General features: G+C 71.6%; 13 protein-coding genes. 3 read left to right on the top strand and 10 right to left on the bottom strand.

Translation table 11 applies throughout. The features are described 5' to 3' along the window. From VMR86_13410 to VMR86_13435, 6 genes are all read right to left on the bottom strand, one after another. A partial coding sequence (locus VMR86_13410) for an efflux RND transporter permease subunit (GenBank protein HTO08040.1) occupies positions 1-648 on the bottom strand: 648 nt, incomplete at its 3' end. A 6-nt stretch (positions 649-654) separates the two neighbouring features. Next, positions 655-1,812: an efflux RND transporter periplasmic adaptor subunit gene (locus VMR86_13415; protein HTO08041.1), complete on the bottom strand. Its 1,158-nt coding sequence runs from the start codon at positions 1,810-1,812 to the stop codon at positions 655-657. Continuing rightward, positions 1,809-3,068, bottom strand: a complete 1,260-nt coding sequence (locus VMR86_13420) for a TolC family protein (GenBank protein HTO08042.1) — start codon at positions 3,066-3,068, stop codon at positions 1,809-1,811. The genes VMR86_13415 and VMR86_13420 overlap by 4 nt, the downstream gene beginning before the upstream one ends. Before the next feature lie 140 nt (positions 3,069-3,208). Continuing rightward, positions 3,209-4,084 carry a transglutaminase family protein gene (locus VMR86_13425; protein ID HTO08043.1) on the bottom strand — a complete coding sequence of 292 codons (876 nt, stop codon included), beginning with the start codon at positions 4,082-4,084 and terminating at the stop codon, positions 3,209-3,211. Further along, positions 4,084-6,570 (bottom strand): circularly permuted type 2 ATP-grasp protein, encoded by a 2,487-nt coding sequence (locus tag VMR86_13430; GenBank protein HTO08044.1) that lies wholly within the window; start codon positions 6,568-6,570, stop codon positions 4,084-4,086. The genes VMR86_13425 and VMR86_13430 overlap by 1 nt, the downstream gene beginning before the upstream one ends. A 10-nt stretch (positions 6,571-6,580) precedes the next feature. Further along, a complete protein-coding gene (locus tag VMR86_13435; GenBank protein HTO08045.1) occupies positions 6,581-9,892 on the bottom strand; it encodes a transglutaminase family protein in 3,312 nt (1,103 codons plus the stop codon). 133 nt (positions 9,893-10,025) lie between these two features. Between VMR86_13435 and VMR86_13440 the strand changes: the two genes are divergently transcribed. Next, a complete protein-coding gene (locus VMR86_13440; protein ID HTO08046.1) occupies positions 10,026-10,370 on the top strand; it encodes an MmcQ/YjbR family DNA-binding protein in 345 nt (114 codons plus the stop codon). Here the strand turns inward: VMR86_13440 and VMR86_13445 are convergent. The 4 genes from VMR86_13445 to VMR86_13460 form a co-directional block, all read right to left on the bottom strand. Next, on the bottom strand, positions 10,359-12,800 hold the full coding sequence (locus VMR86_13445; protein ID HTO08047.1) for a PQQ-dependent sugar dehydrogenase: 2,442 nt from the start codon (positions 12,798-12,800) through the stop codon (positions 10,359-10,361). The two genes, VMR86_13440 and VMR86_13445, sit on opposite strands and share 12 nt — an antisense overlap. Positions 12,801-13,033: 233 nt before the next feature. Then, a complete protein-coding gene (locus VMR86_13450) occupies positions 13,034-13,660 on the bottom strand; it encodes a hypothetical protein (protein ID HTO08048.1) in 627 nt (208 codons plus the stop codon). 35 nt (positions 13,661-13,695) lie between these two features. Then, positions 13,696-14,802 carry a metallophosphoesterase gene (locus VMR86_13455; protein HTO08049.1) on the bottom strand — a complete coding sequence of 369 codons (1,107 nt, stop codon included), beginning with the start codon at positions 14,800-14,802 and terminating at the stop codon, positions 13,696-13,698. Next, complete coding sequence (locus tag VMR86_13460) at positions 14,799-16,088, bottom strand: cytochrome c peroxidase (protein ID HTO08050.1); 1,290 nt, start codon at positions 16,086-16,088, stop codon at positions 14,799-14,801. Before VMR86_13460 ends, VMR86_13455 begins: the two co-directional genes overlap by 4 nt. Positions 16,089-16,284: 196 nt before the next feature. Here VMR86_13460 and VMR86_13465 point away from each other — a divergent pair, with 196 nt between their 5' ends. Together VMR86_13465 and VMR86_13470 are read left to right on the top strand one after the other, a co-directional pair. Beyond that, on the top strand, positions 16,285-17,838 hold the full coding sequence (locus VMR86_13465) for a sigma 54-interacting transcriptional regulator (GenBank protein HTO08051.1): 1,554 nt from the start codon (positions 16,285-16,287) through the stop codon (positions 17,836-17,838). Positions 17,839-18,146: 308 nt separating this feature from the next. Continuing rightward, the coding region (locus VMR86_13470) for a phytanoyl-CoA dioxygenase family protein (protein ID HTO08052.1) at positions 18,147-18,871 on the top strand (725 nt) is incomplete at its 3' end.

The raw sequence follows: 18,871 nt of genomic DNA on the forward strand, positions 1-18,871 counted from the left end.
CGAGCCGCCGGCGTTGGCGTTGCTGCGCTGCAGCGCGCCGAGCAGCTGCTCGAGCGTGATGCCGTAGCCGCGCAGGCGCCCCATGTCCGGGTGCACCTCGTACTGCTTGATCGAGCCGCCCTGACTCACCACGTCGGCGACGCCGTCGGCGTGCTTCAGGTAGCGCTCGACCACCCAGTCCTCGAGCGTGCGCAGGTCGCGCGGGTCCCAGCCGTCGCCCTTCAGGCGGAAGCGGTAGAGCTCACCGATCGGCGTGGCGAGCGGCGCCAGGTCGGGCTGCACGCCGTCGGGCAGGTCTGCCAGCGTGAGTCGCTCCTGGATGCGCGCGCGCGCGAAGTAGTCGTCGACCTTGTCGTCGAACGTGATCACCACGAAGCTCAGCCCGAACTGCGTGTGCGAGAACAGCCGCACGGCGTGGGGCACCGCGGAGAGCGCGATCTCGAGCGGGATCGTGACCTGCTTCTCGACCTCCTCGGGCGCGCGCCCCGGATACAGGGTGATCACCTGCACCTGCGTGTCCGACACGTCCGGGAAGGCCTCGATCGGAAGCTGCACGAAGGCGAACACGCCCGCCCCGACGAACAGGGCCAGCAGCACCAGCGCGAACAGGGGCTGGCGCAGGGCGAAGTGGACCAGGCGGCCGATCATCTCGGGTCAGAGTCCGGTCGCGTGCTCGCGGTACAGCTTTTCCAGCAGGAGCGTGCCGCCGACCACCACCGAGTCGCCCTGACCGATGCCAGAGTCGACCTGCAGCAGGCCGTCGTGCTCGCGGCCCACGTCGACCGCGGTGCGCGCGAAGTGGCCCCCGCCCGAGGCCACGTACACGTAGTGTTTGTCGCCCGACAGGAACACCGCCCGCGCGGGCACCTCCTCCACCAGCTTGTCGGCGGGCGCGTCCACGCCCACCGACACCAGCATCTCGGCGCGCAGCGCCCGGTCCGGGTTCGCGACCGTGGCGCGCGCCTTCACCGTGAGCGAGGTGGGATCGAGATACTGACTCACGAGCGCGATCGTTCCGGGCAGGGTGAGGCCGCCCTTCAGATGCGGCCGCACCACGCAGCTCTGCCCCGGAGACAGCGCAGAGGCGTCGTGCTCGTTCACGTCCATCACCACCCACAGATGGGTCGGGTCGGTGACCGTGAACATCGGCGCGGTCAGCGCGGCCGTGCCTGCCAGCATCTGATCGGGGCGGACCTCCTGGCCCGGAGTCAGGCTGCGCTCGACCACCTCGCCGTCGATCGGCGAGCGCAGGGCGAAGCTGCCGTCGACCGACGCTCGGTCGTGCCCGCCGTAGGCGGAGAGCCGCGCCTCGGCGCGCTCGTGCTCGGCGCGCGCGCGCTCCAGGTCGGCTTCGGCGGCCTCGAGCTCGCGGCGCGGCGCGGCGCCGTGGTCGAACAAGTCCTTCTCGCGCGCCATCGTGCGTTCGGCCAGGCGCAAGTCACTCGTGGCCTTGTGGGCGTCGGCCTCGGCCTGGCCGTAGTCGGGCGAGGCCAGCTCGGCCAGCACGTCGCCGCGCTTCACGTGGTCGCCGACCTGCGCGTGGATGCGGGTGACCCTGCCTCCGAACGCGGAGTAGATGCGCACGGTCGCGTCCTCGTCCCAGGAGATGCGGCCATTGAGCTCGAGCGCGGAGGGTTTGGCGGTCGTCGCGGGCTCGACCTGGAACGAGGCGAGCTGCGGACTGTTCTCGGCCAGCGACACGACGGCGCCACTCACGCGCGGCTCTTCCGCCTGTGGCTCCTCCGCGCGCTGGTGGCAGCCGGTGAGCGCCACGGCTGCGACGAGTGTCAGGACCCTGCGGAAGCGAATCACGGCTCTGGCTCCTTTCCAGTGGCGGTCTCGAGCTGGTACAGCGCGGACCACCAGTCGCCGACGTTCTGCTGGTACTCGGCCTGGGTCGAGGTGAAGGTGCGCTGCGCGTCGAGCAGCTCGAGCAGGGAGGCCGCGCCGCGCTTGTACTGGTACTCGACCAGCTCGAGCGCGCGGCTCGCGCGCGCGAGCGTGATCGACTCCATGCGAGTCACCCGGCTCTGCGCCGACCGCCACGACGCGAACGCCTGCGCCACGTCGGAGCCGATCTGGGCGTCGACGCGTGCCAGCGCGATGCGCTGGGCATCGAGCGCGGCCTGCGCGTGCGCGATCTCGCCCTGCCCCTGGTAGAAGACGGGGATGGGCACGGTCAGCGCGAGCGCCGCGGTGGGGGGCTGGATCGCGGAATTGCCGGTGCCCTCCTGCGTGTAGCTCGCGCCGAGCGCGACGTCGGGCATGCGCGAGCGCCGGGCCAGCGCGACCGCGAGCTCCGAGCTCGAGACCGCCTGCTTCGCGGCCGCCAAGTCCTGGCGGCCGGCGCGCGCGCGCTCGAGCAGCTCGTCCTCGCTCGCCGCGGCATAGTCCTGTGGCGCGACACACTTGGGCAGCGGTGACTCGACCTCGAAGTCCGGCTCGCCGCGCTCGCCCAGCAGGAACCCGAGCGAGATCTTCGCCTGCGCCAGGTTCTCGCGCGCGGCGTCGACCGACTGCTCGGCCTCGAGCTTGGCGGTCTCCGCGCGCGCGGCGTCGGCCTCGGACACGTCGCCCGCGTGCCAGCGCAAGTCGACCAGCTTCGAGATCTCGGCCGAGGAGTGCGCCGCGTCCTGGGCAGCGCGCAGCAGGCCGCCGGCGACCGCGGTGTCGACCCAGGCCTTCGCGACCAGGGCGGAGAGCACGCGAATGGCGTCTTCGCGCTGCAGCCGCGTGGCGGCGAGCGCAGCCCCGGCGACCTGCGCGCGCAGCCGCCGTTTGCCGATCAACAGGTCCGCGATCAATCCCTGGTCCGAGAGACTTCCCGACCACTGCGTGTCGGAGCAGCCGGGCTCGGGGCACGAGTGCGGGTCGTAGTGGAACGTGTGGCCGCCGCCGCCGCTGACCAAAGGGTTGGGGAAAGCCGACGCCGCCACGGCGTCACCTTCGGCAGCGTGCACGGCTGCCTCGGCGGTCAGCACGTCGAAGCCCTTCTCGCGCATGCGCGTCAGTGCGGCTTCCAGCGACAAGGGTGGCCCCTGCGCGGGCTCGTCCGCGCGCGCGGTCACGGATAGCAACCACGCGACCCCGATCGCGAGCGCAAAGAATCGCAGAATGTCCTCCGGGAAAAGGCCGCGCGTAGGACGGGGCCAGCCGGAAGCTAATTCAGGCGCGCGCGAAGCACCGGTCGGGATGAGTGATAACTATCTCATCCTGCGAGCAACTCGACGTCCACGCCGACGTCGACCGTGTGACCGCCTCCGCCCAGGATCACGCCCTTGATCGGCGACACGTCGCCGTAGTCGCGGCCCCAGGCCAGGGTGAGGTGCTGGTCGGAGACCACCAGATCGTTGGTCGGGTCCACGTCGATCCAGCCGGCAGCGCCGCAGTACACCGAGACCCAGGCGTGACTCGCGTCGGCGCCGACCAGCCGCTCGCGGCCCTGGGCCGGCTGCGTGTGCAGGTAGCCACTCACGTAGCGGGCGGCCAGACCGAGCGCGCGCAGACACGCGATCTCCACGTGCGCGAAGTCCTGACACACGCCTTCGCACGTCTCGAGCACGTCGCGCACCGGCGTGGTGACCGAGGTCGCGCCCGGCCGGTAGGCGAAGTCGGTGTGGATGCGGTGGTTGAGCTCCGCCACGCAGTCGAGCAAGGCGCGCCCGCTGGGGAAGAACGGCGCCGCGTAGCGCGCGAACTCCGGCGCGATCGGCACCAGCGGCGAGGCGAAGCAGGCCTCGAAGGCGGCCAGGCCGTCGGCCGAACGGTCGGCTCGCAGCGCGTCGCGCAGCTCCTGCCAGGGCGGTGTCTGGGGCCGCTCCGCACTCGGGGCCTCGAGCTCGAGCTCGCTCTGTGCCACCAGCACCATGCTGTGGTGCGGCTCCTCGACCGTGAAGAAATGAGTCGGATTCCCGAAGTAGTCGCGCTCGGCGATCGTGACGCGCGGCATCGGCTCGATGCGCAGCGCCGTGCCCAGCCGGCGCTGGCGCTCGGTCTCGCGCGGCTCGAGCCGCAGCTCGTTGTGACAGATCGAGACCAGCTCCTCGTACTCGTAGGTCGTCTCGTGCGTGACCCGATAGCGCATCAGAAGTGCTCGATGCGCCGCGCTTCGCCGGCGTGCGACAGGTAGCTGCGCGTCAGCGCGTCGCACAGCGCGGGCAGGTCGCCCAGCGTGCGAGTCAAGAGCTCGGAGAGCCGCAGGCGCTTGCCCGCGTCGACCCGGCACAGCTCGGCCACGTCGGCCAGCCGCACCCGCGCCAGCGCCGCCAGCGCAAGTCTCTCGTCGACCGTGCGCTCGGCGCCCGCGTCGCCGCGCACGTGAGCCAGATGCTGCTCGAGCGCGGCCAGCTGGAACACGAGCGAGCGCGGGTTGGTCTCGTCGCTGAGCAACAGGTCGAGCGCCGGCACGGCTTGCAGCTCGCCCCGGTAGCGGCGGCGGTAGGTGATGGCGCTGTCCGCGACCTCGAGCAGCGCTTCGAGCCGCGCGGGCTCGTCGTCGCTCGCCTCGACCAGACACGCGTCGAGCAGGGTCGCGCTGCCGGTGGCGCGCTCCAGGCGCCGGCCCATGTCGGCGAAGCGCCAGCCGAGCGTGCGCGTCATGCTCTCCATGGTGAGCCCGCTCCAGGCCGAGAGCCGCAGGATCATGCGGTTCAGCGCGTCGCGCGCGGCCGAGAGACTCCACGAGGCGGCCGAGGGGCCGCTCGCCTCGCCCTGCAGCTCCGAGAGCACGCGCCAGGTGTCGAGCGAGATCTGGTCGCGCAGCGCGAACGCCAGCTGGTGGATCGCGCCCAGCGTGACCCGGATCGAGCGCGGCGAGTCACTGGCGAAGAGCGCGGACAGGAGCTCCCGGCCTTCGCGCGCGGCGCCTTCCTCGAGCGCGCCGGCGCGCGTCAGCGCGTCGAGCAGCGCCGGCAGTGCGGAGTCGGTCTCCGGGCTGTCGCCCGAGATGCGCGCGATGGCTGCGCGCGCCAGCCGCGCCGCACCCTCCACCCGCTCCACGTAGCGGCCCAGCCAGAACAGGTTGTCGGCCACGCGCGAGGGCAGCTCTGCGCCGCCGCGCGTCAGCTCGACCGGCGCGCCGGGCGGGCGCAGCAGCGTGAGCGCGCTGGGCACGCGCTCGCAGGAGATCCAGGTGTCCTTGCTGCCGCCGCCGCGCTGCATCGAGACCACCAGCGAGTCGGGTGCGGCGGCCACCCGCGTGAGTCCGCCCGGCATCACCTCCCAGTCACGGCCGCCGGGTGCGGCTGCGGCGTAGGCGCGCAGCACGAGATGGCGGGCTCGCACGCCTTCGCCGCTGAAGACCGGCGCGGTCGACAGCGCGACCTGCTCCTGGGCCACGAAGGCGTGCGGGCGCGCGCGCATCGCGGCCACGAGTGACTCGCGCTCGGGCTTGGAGAGCCGCGCGCCGAACACCGGCTCGAGCCCGACGCCGGGAAAGACCGGCTTCACGACCAGCTCTTCGAGGTGGCCGGTCACGTAGGTCAGAGCCTCGGCCTGGCCGCACCACCAGGTGGCGACCGAGGGCAGCGCGAGCTCCTCGCCGAACAGCGCGCGGCACAAGCCGGGCAGGAACGCGAGCAGCGCGGGGCACTCCGCCAGCCCGCTGCCGAGCCCGTTGGCGACCGCGACGTTGCCCGCGCGCACGGCGTGCACGAGCCCCGCCACGCCCAGCGACGAGTCACTGCGCAGCGACAGCGGATCGCAGAAGCCGTCGTCGACGCGGCGCAGGATCACGTCGACCGGCTCGAGCCCGCCGAGCGTCTTCAGGTAGACCGCACGGTCGCGCACGGTGAGATCGCCGCCCTCGACCAGGGTGAAGCCGAGGTAGCGCGCGAGATAGGCGTGCTCGAAGTAGGTCTCGTTGTACGGCCCCGGGGTCAGCAGAGCCACGCGCGGATTGTCGCGGCGCCGCGGCGCGAGCGCGCGCAGCCCGTCGCGCAGGCGCTGGAAGAAGCCCGCGAGTCTCTCGACGCGGCTCTCGCGGAACGCCTCGGGCAGCGCGCGCGACAGCACCAGCCGGTTCTCGAGCGCGTAGCCGGCGCCCGACGGCGCCTGCGTGCGGTCGCCCAGCACCCACCACTGTCCGTTCGGCGCGCGCGCGAGGTCCGCGGCGTAGAGCTGCAGGCTCGACTGGCTCGCCTCCGCCCCGTGGCAGGGCCGGAGATAGCCCGGGTGCTCGAACACCAGCTCGGCGGGCAGCAGCCCGTCGCGCAGCAGGCGCTGCGCTCCGTAGATGTCGGCCAGGATCGCGTCGAGCAGGCGCGCGCGCTGCGCCAGCGCGGCGCGCAGCCGCGTCCACTCGGCCTGCGCGATCACCAGCGGGTAGGGATCGAGCTCCCAGGGCCGCTCCAGGCCGCGCGGATCGCCGTACACGTTGTACGTGACTCCGTTCTCGTGGATCAGCCGCCGGGCCGCGTCCCAGCGGCGTCCGAGCTCGGTCGGGCCGAGTGACTCGAGCGAGCGCGTGAGCGGCAGCCAGTGCGCGTGCGGTCGGCCGTCGGCGCCCAGCATCTCGTCGCGATGGCCCGGAAGTCTCTCGTATTCCGGCCGCGCTCCCCCCCAATCGCTCATGGGACCGACCTCAGCCCCAGCGCAGGTCGAGCGTGAGCGGGAAGTCGCGGTTGGGCACCACAGGCGCGAGCCGCACGCGGCCCGGCGTGTGACCCAGCGGCGAGAAGCGCGCGCTGCGCCGCGCCTCGGCCTCGGCCGCGTTCACGGGAAAGCGGTCGTAGGCGCGCCCGCCTGGGTGCGCGACGTAGTAGGTGCAGCCGCCGAGCGAGCGCTCGAGCCAGGTGTCGACGACCTCGAACGTGAGCGGCGCATGCACCGGGATCGTCGGGTGCAGACAAGTAGGTGGTTGCCAGGCGCGGAAGCGCACGCCGGCGACCGACTCGCCGCGCGCGCCGGTCGGATGCAGCGGCAGCGTGCGGCCGTTGCACGCGACCTGGTAGCGTTCGCCGATGCCTCCGCGCACCTTCACCTGGAGTCTCTCGAGCGACGAGTCCACGTAGCGCACGGTGCCGCCGGGGCCCTGCTCCTCGCCCAGCACGTGCCAGGGCTCGAGCGCGCGCCGCAGCTCGAGCTGGATCCCGGCCCTCGCGACCTCGCCGATGCGCGGGAAGCGGAACTCGAGAAAGGGCGCGAACCAGGCCGGGTCGAACGCCAGGCCCGAGCGGCGCAGCTCCTCGAGCACGTCGCGGAAGTCCTGCTCGACGAAGTGCGGCAGCATGAAGCGGTCGTGGAGCTGTGTCTCGTAGCGCACGAGGCGCGGCGCGTAGGGCTCGTCCCAGAAGCGCGCGACCAGCGCGCGCACCAGGAGCTGCTGGACGCACGAGAGACGCGGGTGCGGCGGCATCTCGAAGCCGCGCAGCTCGACGATCCCGAGCCGCCCGCGCGGGCCGTCGGGCGAGTAGAGCTTGTCGATGCAGTGCTCGGTGCGGTGCGTGTTGCCGGTCGCGTCGATCAGCAGGTTGCGCAGCACGCGGTCGACCAGCCAGGGCGGCACGCCGTTCGAGCGCGCGTCGGCGGGCAGGCGCCCGAACGCCAGCTCGAGCTCGTGCAGCGCGTCGCTGCGCGCCTCGTCGACGCGCGGCGACTGACTCGTGGGCCCGATGAACAGGCCCGAGAACAGGTACGACAGCGAGGGATGGTCCTGCCAATACCCGATCAGGCTGCGCAGCAAGTCGGGCCGGCGCAAGAGCGGGCTGTCCGCCGCGGTCGGCCCGCCCAGGGTCACGTGGTTGCCGCCGCCCGTCCCTGTGTGACTGCCGTCGAGGGCGAACTTCTCGGCCCGCAGCCGGGCCTCGCGCGCCTCCTCGTACAGCGCGGTCGTATTCTCCACCGCCTCGCGCCAGCTCTCGACGGGCGCGACGTTGACCTCGATCACGCCCGGGTCGGGGGTGACCTCGAGCTTGCCCAGCCGCGGGTCGTCGGGCGGCCCGTAGCCTTCCGGACGCACCGGCAGGCGCAGCGCCGCGGCCGTGTCCTCGATCGCCTCGACCAGCGCGAGATACTCCTCGAGCCGGCCCAACGGTGGAAAGAACACGTGCAGCGCGCCGTCGCGGGGCTCGACGCACAGCGCGGTGCGCACGATCCACGGCGCCGACTCGCCCGGGCGCGGCCGGGCCTGCGGCTGGCGCGAGTCCCGCTGGGAGGCGGGCGACACCGGCCGGTGTCGCTGCTGCGCGCGGCGCGCGAGCTGGGGGCGCGCCTCGAAGGGGTCGACCTCGGGCGCGAACGGCGCCTCGCCCTGCTCCACCCAGGGCAGGGAGTCGAGCGGCAGGCGGAAGCCCATGGGTGAGTCACCCGGCTGGAGATACAGCCGCTCGCGGCGCAGGAACCAGGGTCCCGAGCGCCACGAGACGGCGCCGCTCGGATCCCACACGGCCTTGGGCTGCAGCGGCAGCGCATAGCCGACCACGGCGGCCAGGCCCCGGTCGAGCACGCGCGCCAGCCGCTCGCGCTCCTCGGGGTCGTCGAGCTTCGAGTCGTGCGGATCGACGTTGGTCGGCAGCCGGCGCTCGCGCCACAGGTAGTACCAGGCGTCCTCGTAGCCCGGCAGCACGAAGCCCGGATCCACGTCGAGCCGTTTCGCGAGCGCGGTCAGGAAGTCCTGCGCATGGGCCGCGCCGTGGCCGGCACGCCGGCGCAGGTCGGCGAACAGCTCCGGGTCGCCCCAGATCGGCTCGCCGTCCTTGCGCCAGTAGCAGCCGTAGGCCCAGCGCGGCAGTGACTCGCCCGGGTACCACTTGCCCTGGCCGAAGTGCAGGAAGGCGCCGGGCGCGCGGCGCGCGGCCAGCCGGCGCAGCAGCTCTTCGGCGCGCTCGGCCTTGCGCCCGCCCAGCGCCGCCGTGGTCCACTCGGGTGCGTCCGGGTCGTCGATCGACACGAAGGTCGGCTCGCCGCCCTGGGTGAGTCGCACGTCGCCCGCCACGAGCCGCTCGTCGACCGCGCGCCCCAGCGCGTCGATCGCCGCCCACTGCGCCTCGCCGTAGGGCCGTGTGACTCGCGGGTCCTCGCGGATGCGCTCGACCGAGAGCGCGAACGAGAACGCGACCTCGCACTCGTCGACCGCGCCGGTGATCGGCGCGGCGCTCGTGGGCTCGGGCGTGCACGCCAGCGGAATGTGGCCCTCGCCCGCCAGCAGTCCCGAGGTCGGATCGAGCCCGATCCAGCCGGCGCCCGGCAGGTACGCTTCGGCCCAGGCGTGCAGGTCGGCGAAGTCCTGCCCCGGCCCGGCCGGGCCCTCGAGCGGCTTCTCGTCCGGCGCGAGCTGCACGAGATACCCGCTCGCGAAGCGCGCCGCGAAGCCCAGGTTGCGCAGCGCCTGGACCAGGAGCCAGGCCGAGTCACGGCACGAGCCGCTGCGCTTCTCGAGTGTCTCCTCGGGTGTCTGGACACCCGGATCCATGCGGATCACGTAGCCGACCTCGGCCTGCGCGGCGCGGTTCAGGTCGACCAGGAAATCGATCGAACGCCGGCGCTCGCGCGGCACGGCGGCCAGGAAGGCGTGCAGGCGCGGCCCGACGGCGGCCGCCTCGCGGTAGGGCGCGAGGTCGCGCGCGAGCGCGGGCTCGTAGCTGAACGGCCAGTGCTCGGCGCCGGGGTCGACAAAGAAGTCGAACGGGTTCTGGATCTCGAGCTCGGCCAACAGGTCCACGAGCACGCAAAGCCGTCGCGTCGGCTGCGGGAACACGGCGCGCCCCAGGAAGTTCCCGAACGGATCCTGCTGCCAGTTCAGGAAGTGGCCGGCCGGCTCGATCGCGAGCGCGTACGACGACACCGGCGTGCGCGCGTGGGGCGCCGGCCGGAGGCGGATGACCTGCGGCGAGAGCGCGACCAGGCGGTCGTACTCGTAGGTAGTCCGGTGCTGCAGCGCGATCTGGATGGCCACCGCGCACACTTCCTCCGCGAGAGCGCCATTGCAGGAACCGCGCCGCTCCGCCGCACCGCCGGAGTCACCCCAGGGTGCGGGCGTGCCTCGCTCGTGGTCCGCGCGCGCCCGGATTCTGAGCGACAATTCACCGATGGCGACCGAGAAGACCGTGCGCAGCCTCGCGCTGGCGCTGCCCGAGACCCAGGAGAAGCCGTGCTACGGCACGCCCGGCTTCTACGTGAGGCGGAAGCTGTTCGCCCGCCTGCTGCCGGATCCGAAGGTGCTCGCGGTGCGGATCGACCTGAGCGAACGCGAGGCGCTGCTCGAGGTGGCGCCCGAAGTGTTCTTCCTCACGCCGCACTACGAGGGCTGGCCGATGGTGCTGATCCGGCTGCCGAAGATCGAGCGCGCCGACCTCGAGGAGCGCCTGGTCGAGGCCTGGCGCATGATGGCCCCGAAGGCATTGCTCGCGCGGCACGAGTCACTAGGGCAGTAGCCGCGTCGCTGCCGGGCAGGTCTGGCTGTAGGCCGCCTCGACGCCGGACTGGGCGCGCTGCAGGTGCGCGAAGTCGAGCACGCTGGGCCGGCCCGCCACGTCGGGATAGCGCACCAGGCGCGCGACGTTCGCGACCGTCCGCCCGGGGTTGCCCGCGAGATACTGGCGCAGCGCGTTCAGGTCCAGCGAGTTGACGACGCCGTTCGGGTCGGTGTTCCCGCACTGACACGCGTCGCCGATGCCGTCGTGCGTCGAGCTCATCCAGCCACCCCCGTCGCTCTGGTCCGCGTTGGGCTCGTAGGGGCAGTTGTCGGCGGAATCGGCGTCGCCGTCGCCGTCGGAGTCGATCGTGCCCAGACCGGTGTCGATCCAGCTGCCGAGCAACGAGACCGCGAGCGGGTCGGGGATCTGACTGCCCTTGGCCATGCGCAGGTTCGGGTCGGTCGAGGCGACGCGCGCCCACAGCACGCTCTGCGCGCTCGCCCCCGGCTTGACGCGCAGCGCGCCGGAGATACCGAGGTCGCCGGAGATGGGCGCGACGCCGATCAGGCTCATCGCGCCGAGCAGCGGCTCGTAGCGCATGTCCATGCTGCCGGGCGCGGGGCCGCCCGGCTGGTGACAGTGCGCGCAGTTCGCGGCGAGATAGGAGCGGGCGCGCGCGTTCAGAGTCTCCGAGGCGTTGTTCGGGTCGGCCAGCGCGGGATAGAAGCTCGGGCCTGCGATCGAGGTCGCGAACAGACCCATGCACGCGCCGAACGCGTGCAGCTGATTGTCCGCGCCGCCGGCGTAGGTGAAGCTCTTGTTCAGCTGGCGCGTGCGCGCGCCGAGCACGCGCCCCGAGGCCGCGGTGTGACAGCCCAGACACTCCGACGGCGAGGGGTAGTGCCACGTCTGCTGGGTCTGCGTGCCGCCCGAGCCCGTGATGGTGAAGGCCTCGTTCATCGAGGCGGTGAGCAGCGCGGCGTCGGTCTGTCCGGCGTTCCAGCGGTAGGTGTAGCCGACCCAGCGGTCCACCTGGCGCAGCAGCACGCGCGTCTCGACGCGGCGCCGGGTCGTGGGAGTCACTTGCAGCTCGAAGTGCTTCACGAACACCGTGCCCACCGGGAAGGTCCACGGGTCGTCGGGCGAGAAGCCGACGGTCTGGCCCGCGGGCAGCGCGATCCAACGGCGCTTGAGCGCGCCATCGGACCAGAGCGGCGAGATCACGTCGTACTCGACCAGGCCCGGCTTGGGCGTGAGCGCGGTCGTGTCCGTGAACAGCCCGGTGCCCGAGAGCGCGGTCGGGAACTGCTGCGTGCCCGAGCCCTGGGTGGGCTGGAGCTTGTAGAGCCCGCCGGCGTGAGACACGATCACGAGCTCGCCGAGTGAGTCCTGCGCCCACGAGACCGGGTTGGTCATCTCGGCAATGCGCGTGGAGACCTGGCTCGCCGGGCTGTAGGCCCAGACGTGGCCGCTCACCTCGTCGGCGTAGAGATAAGCGCCGTAGAGCTCGGGGAAGAGATCGCCGCGGTAGACGTAGCCGCCCGCGATCGCGTAACCGCCGGTGTTGCTGTCGTGCGGGTACTGGAGCACGGGCAGCGTCGACTGGATGGAGGAACAGGTCTTCCCGCCGTAGTCGTGCGTGCCCTCGCAGAACGACCAGCCGAAGTTCTGGCCCGGCACGTTGCCGGGCACGAAGTCGGCCTCCTCCCACGAGTTCTCGCCCACGTCGCCGACCCACAAGTCACCGGTGAGTCGATCGAACGTGAAGCGCCACGGGTTGCGCAGGCCGTAGTCCCAGATCTCGGCGCGCTTGCCGGATTGCCCGATGAAGGGATTGCCGGCCGGGATCGCGTACGGGTTGCCGCCGTTGGGGTCGATGCGCACGATCACGCCCAGGAGCTTCGACGTGTCCTGCCCGCTCATCGTGCCCGCGTCCCCGATCGAGACGTAGAGCATGCCGTCGGGGCCGAACTTGAGCTGGCCGCCGTTGTGGAAGTTGTTGTTGTCGGGCACCTCGAGGATCGGACGGCGCGAGTTGGGGTCCGCCAGGTTCGGATTGCCGGCGCTCTGCGTGTAGCGCACGACCTTGGTGCAGTAGGTGCCCGTCTGACAGCGCGAGCCGGGGGCGACGTAGTCGACGTAGATGAAGTGATTCGTGGCCCAGTTCGGGTCGAACTCGACCGAGAGCATGCCCTGCTCCGCGTTGTCGAACTGCACTTCGCCGTTGGTAAGGTCCAGGAAGACCGGCGTGGTCGCCGAGTTCGGATCCGTGGGGACGACGTGCACGTGGCCCTGCTGCTCGGTGGCCAGCGCGAAGCCCGAGCCGTCGGGCGCGAACGCGAGCGAGGTCGCGCTGTCGTAGGTGATGTTGGGCCAGACGCGGACCGCGGTCATGGGCGCGGGATCGGGCAGGCTGTCGAGCGGCAGGTTGTGGCCGGCGAACGGCACGCGCGGGCCGCTCGGGCACGACTGTGCGTGCACCTCACGCGCGGCGGAAATTGCACAAAGCGCCAACGCGACGGCCAGGAGGAGTCGGATCAGGGGGGTGCCTCGCTCTCTCTCTCGACGGTTTGCGAGGCTACGCGCGATCGAGCGCACGCGCAATGCGTGCGCGTGAAATCTTCATGAAGCCGCAATCCGGCGGCAAGTGACTGGCAGAAGCGCGCGCAAACGAACGCGCGTCAGCGCTTGCCGTAGTCCAGCGGCGTGCCTTTGCGCTGCGCGTAGATGTAGGCCTCGAGCGCGCGCATGCGCGGGTCGTCGGCGGCGAGCGGCTTCGCGCGCACCGGATGCTCGAGACACCAGTTGATCATGTCGCGCAGCAGCACCACGCGGCCGAGCTGCACCTGGTACTTCGGGTAGGTCTCCGGATGCGTGTTCGCGGCGTCGGGGTGACACATGTCGCAGGAGACCGCGATCGTGGAGCCGAGCTCGGTCGCGCTGTGGAAGACTTTCGAGCCCGCGACCACGAAGCGCTCGGATTCGGTGCGCCACAGGTCGACGTCGCGCTGGGTGATCTCGCCGTAAGTCGCGCCCTGCGAGCCGCCGACGAGTGCCTTGTTGTCGGCCGCGGGCTGGATCGTGTGGTGCGTGCGCTCCTCGGCTTCCCAGTCGACCTTGGGGTTCTTCTCGCGCCACTGGCGCATCAGCTCGTCGGCGATCTTCTGCCCCGACTCGGTGGTCTTGGGCGCATCGGCGGACACTTCGACCTTGGTGCGGCCGTCGCACAGAGTCACTTCCATGTCGCCCGCGGCGCGGGCCACGGGCGCGAGCCCCGCAGCGGCGGCCAGCGCGGCGAAGCGAGTCACGAGTTTCCGCATGCTGAGATCTCCCCCGAGCGCCATCAGTAGCTGGCCAGCTTCGGCGCCGCGGCGCGGTCTTCCTTGCCGTTCGACTTCATGTACGTGCGCGAGACGGTCACCGGGTTGCGGTTCCACAGGTTGTAGAGCTTGTCGCACATGCCGTCGGCGCCGACGGTGACCGTGCCGTCGCCGCAGCCGTCGCTGGGGTTGAACGGATCGGGCCGGCTCATCTGGATCGTGAGCTCGGGCAGCCCCTGCGGCGCGTAGGGCCAGGGCCAGGCGGTCGACAGCATGCCGTGAAACGAGATGTTCCCGATCCGGTTCGTGAGCAGCTGGTGCGTGTGACCGTGGATCACGGTCACCTGGTCGAAGCGCTTCAGGATGTCCTGCACCTGCTCGGCGTCGTCCGTCCAGAAGTTCCACTTCTTGTAGAGCTTGTAGAGCGGTGAGTGCGAGAACACGACCAACGGCACGCTGCTCTTCACCGGCTCGAGCTCCTTCGCCAGCCACGCGCGGTTGGCTTCGCCCACGGTGAAGGAGCTCTGCGTGCCGTTGTCGAGACCGGCCACCGTGCCCATGCGCTCGGCCGGAGTGAGTCCCTTGGCGGTCCAGAAGTCGGCCTCGACCACGCTGTTCAGCGTCACGAAGCGCACGCCCTTGTGCTCGAACGAGTAGTTGTCGGCGCCGAACAGCGCGCGCCACTTCTCGCCCAGGTCGAAGTACCAGTCGTGCTCGCCGACCATCATCTTCACGGGCGCCTTCAGGTTCCTAAGGATCTGGGCGCCCAGGTCGAGCTCGTCGGCACGGCCCAGCTGGGCGAGATCGCCGCCGTAGAGCACGAAGTCGGGCTGCGGGTCGAGCCGGTTCACGTCGTCGACCGCGCGCAGGAGCCCGCGCACGAAGCGGTCGTTCTTGTCCTTGGTGTAGAGGTGCGAGTCGGAGATGTAGGCGAACGTGAAGTCACTGCCGCCGGTCGCGGCGCGCGCGACTCGCACGGGCGTGAACGAGTGCGGCGGCAGCACGCCCTGCGCGAGCGCCGCGCCGGCGGCCGCGCCCGCGACCTTCATGAACTGGCGCCGGTTCAGCTTGCCGAGCCCGGCCAGGAGCTCGGCGCGCGCCTCGAGATACTTCGTCTCGATGCTCTTCATTTCGCTCCCCCTTGCACGCGGGCCTCGAAGGGAATCACTTTGCGGAAGGCCAGGTCGGTCTCGCGGAACGGCCGCGTGGTCTTGGCACGTGCCCGCTGCGCGCTCTCGATCGTCTTCGCCTGGGCGGCGAAGCGCACGTCGGTGAGCGCGAACAGGAACGCCACCAGCTGGTCGATCTCGGCCGGACTCAGCGCGAGCGGCTCGATGCCGCCGTCGAGATAGGAGTTGGCCTCGCCGCCGCGGTTGTAGTGGTCGACCACGTCCCACAGGGTCTGCATCGAGCCGTCGTGCATGTAGGGCGCGGTCAGCGCCACGTTGCGCAGCTGCTGGGTCTTGAACGCCCCCAGGTCGCTGCGCCGCTTGGTCACCAGGAACCGGCCCAGCTCGGACAGGTCGGTCTCGAGCGCGAGCTTGTCGAGCACCTGGTCGCCGCCGCCGCCCGCGAGCGCGACCTGCGCCTTGGCGGCCAGTGACTCGAAGTCCTGGTGCCGCGCCGACACGCCGATGTTGTGGAAGCGGTTGTCGCTGCCGATCGGGCTCGAGGCGTTGATCGGGTGACAGGCCACGCAGCGCGCCTTGCCGTTGAACAGCGCGAAGCCCTTCACGGCGTCGGCCGACAGCGCCTTCGCGTCGCCGTCCTGCCAGCGGTCGAAGGGCGCGTCGAGAAACACCAGCGTGCGCTCGAAGGCCGCGAGCGCGCGGCCCACGTCGTCGTAGTTGGGCGCGCTTCCGTACGCGGCCTGGAACATCTTCCGGTAATCGGCGTCGGGGCCGATCTTCGCGATCAGCGCTGCGCCGTCGGGCATGCCCATCTCGATCGGGTTCACGATCGGCAGCTTCGCCTGGTCCTCGAGCGTGGCCGCGCGCCCGTCCCAGAACTGACTGGTGAAGAAGGTCGCGTTCAAAGTCGTGGGCGCGTTGCGCCGGCCGAGCTTCCCGCCGATGCCCTCGGCCACCGGACGCTGGTCGGTGAAGCCGCGACTCACGTCGTGACAGGTCGCGCACGCGACCGTGCCGTCGGCGGAGAGCCGCGGGTCGAAGTAGAGCTTCCGGCCCAGGGCGACGCGCTCGGGCGTGAGCGCGTTCTCCGCCGGGATCGTCCGGGCCCATGAGGCGGCCACCACGCGCGCCGGCGGGTCGCCTTTCGCGGAGCCCGGCTTCAACGCGTCGAGCCGCCGCTCCTGCTCGGCCATCGCGAGCGCACCGTGCGGCCCCTGGGCCGCGCTCTGCGCCGCCGCTCCGGTCGCGTAGAGAACCGCGAACGCGCAGGCGACTCCCGCTGTCATCCCCCTCATTCGAGCTCTCCCCTGCGGAATGCGGAGTACGTGAAGAGCACGCGCCGTGCCACGCGCGAACAGGCCGCACACGAGTCAGCGCACGCTCGCGCAGCGCGTTTCGGGTGCACGCGCACCGGAATACGGGTGTGCCACCCGAATGCGGGTGGGGTGGCTCGCCACAAGGCTCCGCTAAGATGGGGCGGCGATGAGCTCGTCCGCGGCGCTCCCCGACCCCGAGCTGCGAACCCTGGTGGCCCTGGCCGCCGACGCCGCGCACGTGGACGAGGTGCTGCAGCGCGCGCTCGAGCGTTTGAACGACGTGATCCGCTACGACCTCGCCGTGGTGCTCGAGCTCTCGGGCGAGGAGCTGCACGTGCGCTGTGCGCGCGGGCGGCTCGCGAGTCACCGCGTGCGGGCGCACCGCATTGCCCTGTCCGACTTCCCGCTGCTGCGCCAGGCGCTGGCCGCGCGCGGGCCCACGGTGCTGACGGAGCAAGACCACTCGCAGAACGCCGATCCCTACCACGGCGTGCTCGACCTGCCCGACGGTCACTCGTGCATGGTGGTCCCGCTGTGCGTGCGCGACCGGACGCTGGGCGCGATCACCTTCGACCGCACGCAGTGCGTGGCCTACGACGACGAGGTGGTGCAGGTCGCGGCGGTGTACGCGCAAGTGGTGGCGCTCGCCATGCTGGCCGCCGAGCGCGCCGACGAGCTCGACCGCGAGAAGCGCCGGCTCGAGGAGCAGAACCGCCTGCTCGAGGCCGAGGTGAGCGGCGACTTCGATCCGGCGCGGCTCATGGAGCGCTCGCGCAACCCGGCGATGCGCCGCGCGGTCGAGCTCGCGCTGCAGGTCGCGCGCTCGGACGTGCCCGTGTTGCTCACGGGCGAGACCGGCACCGGCAAGGAGGTGCTGGCGCGGCTGATCCACGCGCGCAGCGCGCGCGCGAGTCAGCCCTTCGTGAAGCTCAACTGCGCGGCGCTGCCCGAGGGCGTGGTCGAGAGTGAGCTGTTCGGCCACACCAAGGGCGCGTTCTCGGGCGCCGACGCCAGCCGCCCCGGCCGCTTCGCGGTCGCGAACGGCGGCACCTTCCTGCTCGACGAGGTCGGCGACCTGGCGCCGCAGGCCCAGGCGAAGCTCCTGCGCGTGCTGCAGGAGGGCTCGTACGAGCCGGTGGGGAGTGACTTCACGGTGCAGGTCGACGTGCGCATCATCGCCGCCACGCACGTCGACCTGGCGGCCGCGATCGGCGCCGGCCGCTTCCGCGACGACCTGTTCTATCGCCTGAACGTGTTCCCGATCGCTGTCCCGCCGCTGCGCGAGCGGCGCGAGGACGTGGCCACGATCGCCGAGGAGTATCTCGCCAACCTGCGCCGGCGCACCGGCCGGGGGCCCTGGCGACTCACCGCCGCCAGCCGCGACACGCTCGAGCGCCACGACTGGCCCGGCAACGTGCGCGAGCTCGCAAACTGCCTGGAGCGCGCCGCCATCCTGTGTCCGGCCGGGGAGCTCGCGATCGAGCTGCCCAGCGTACGGGGGGCGAAGGAAGTGATTCGCGCCGAGCCGGCTCCGGGCGCGCCCGCCGGGGGGCTGCGCACGCTGGCCGACGTGGAACGCGCGCACATCGCACAGGTCCTGCAGGCCACGCGCGGCAAGATCTACGGCCCGGACGGCGCGGCGCGCATCCTGGGCCTCGCGCCCAGCACGCTGCAGAACCGCATGAAGAAGCTCGGCCTGTCTCGCCTCGCGGAAGCCTGAGCCGAAGCGCGCGCACGCATGAGAAGGCTCCCATCAGTGACTGCGCGCAAACCTCCGCGTATTTCGCCCGCCGGCAACTCAGGGACGCGCGCCACCCTTTGTTGCACCAGCCTGCCAGCGGCAGCTCCCCATCTTCCACCCGCAAAACGCGCGCGCCGTGATAGCATCGGCGCCGCGCAAGTCAGCCCGCACCCCCCAGTCGTGGCTGAACGGTTTCCGACGACGCGCGCACCGGGCTGGACGGCACTGACTCGCGGATCACGCGCTCGGTTCCGGCCGCTGGCGCGGCGGTTGCACCAGGGTGACTCATGATTCCGATCAGCTTCGACGCCCGGATCTCCGACGACGAGAGACGGCAGCGGCTGTACGCCGGCGAGATCTTCATCTATTCGCCCACGCCCGCGGGCAAGGCGCTGTGCGAGCTGGCGCGCGAGATGTGCGCCGCCGCGTTCCGCCCGCTCGACGCGCGCACGGCCCAGCACGACATGCCGGTCGAGACCTACGCGGCGAAGCTCGCCGAATTGAAGCCCGCCTTCATCCACCATCCGGAATCGAAGCGACTGATTCGCGAGCTGCTCACGGCCTTCGGCTGCGACCCGAAGGAGACCTACTTCGACGTGCCGCGGCTGCGCACGTCGACCTCGAGCGGATATCTCACCACCGGCATCGCCTACGCCTTCCACCCGCATCGCGATACCTGGTACTCCGCGCCGCCCTGCCAGCTCAACTGGTGGCTGCCCGTGCACGACATCGGGCCGCGCGACGGCCTGGCCTTCCACCCCGGTTACTGGAGCCGCGGCGTGCGCAACGGCTCGAGCCGGTACAACTACGCCGAGTGGAACCGCACCAGCCGCAAGATCGCCGCGGCGCAGATCGGCGAAGACACGCGCGACCAGCCCAAGCCCGAGGAGCCCATGGACGTGGAGTCCGAGTTCCGGCCGCTGTGCGCGGGCGGCGGGCTGATCCTGTTCTCCGGGGCCCAGATGCACTCGTCGGTCCCGAACACGTCGGGCAAGACCCGGCTCAGCATCGA

It is taken from the genome of Myxococcota bacterium (assembly GCA_035498015.1).
In the GTDB taxonomy this organism is placed as follows: Bacteria; Myxococcota_A; UBA9160; order SZUA-336; family SZUA-336; genus VGRW01.

What these genes read in the sequence shown, in the direction of transcription:
- VMR86_13465 (HTO08051.1), top strand. Translation starts at nt 16,285, where the DNA reads ATGAGCTCGTCCGCGGCGCTCCCCGACCCCGAGCTGCGAACCCTGGTG.
- VMR86_13460 (HTO08050.1), bottom strand. Translation starts at nt 16,088, where the DNA reads ATGACAGCGGGAGTCGCCTGCGCGTTCGCGGTTCTCTACGCGACCGGA.
- VMR86_13455 (HTO08049.1), bottom strand. Translation starts at nt 14,802, where the DNA reads ATGAAGAGCATCGAGACGAAGTATCTCGAGGCGCGCGCCGAGCTCCTG.
- VMR86_13430 (HTO08044.1), bottom strand. Translation starts at nt 6,570, where the DNA reads ATGAGCGATTGGGGGGGAGCGCGGCCGGAATACGAGAGACTTCCGGGC.
- VMR86_13440 (HTO08046.1), top strand. Translation starts at nt 10,026, where the DNA reads ATGGCGACCGAGAAGACCGTGCGCAGCCTCGCGCTGGCGCTGCCCGAG.
- VMR86_13425 (HTO08043.1), bottom strand. Translation starts at nt 4,084, where the DNA reads ATGCGCTATCGGGTCACGCACGAGACGACCTACGAGTACGAGGAGCTG.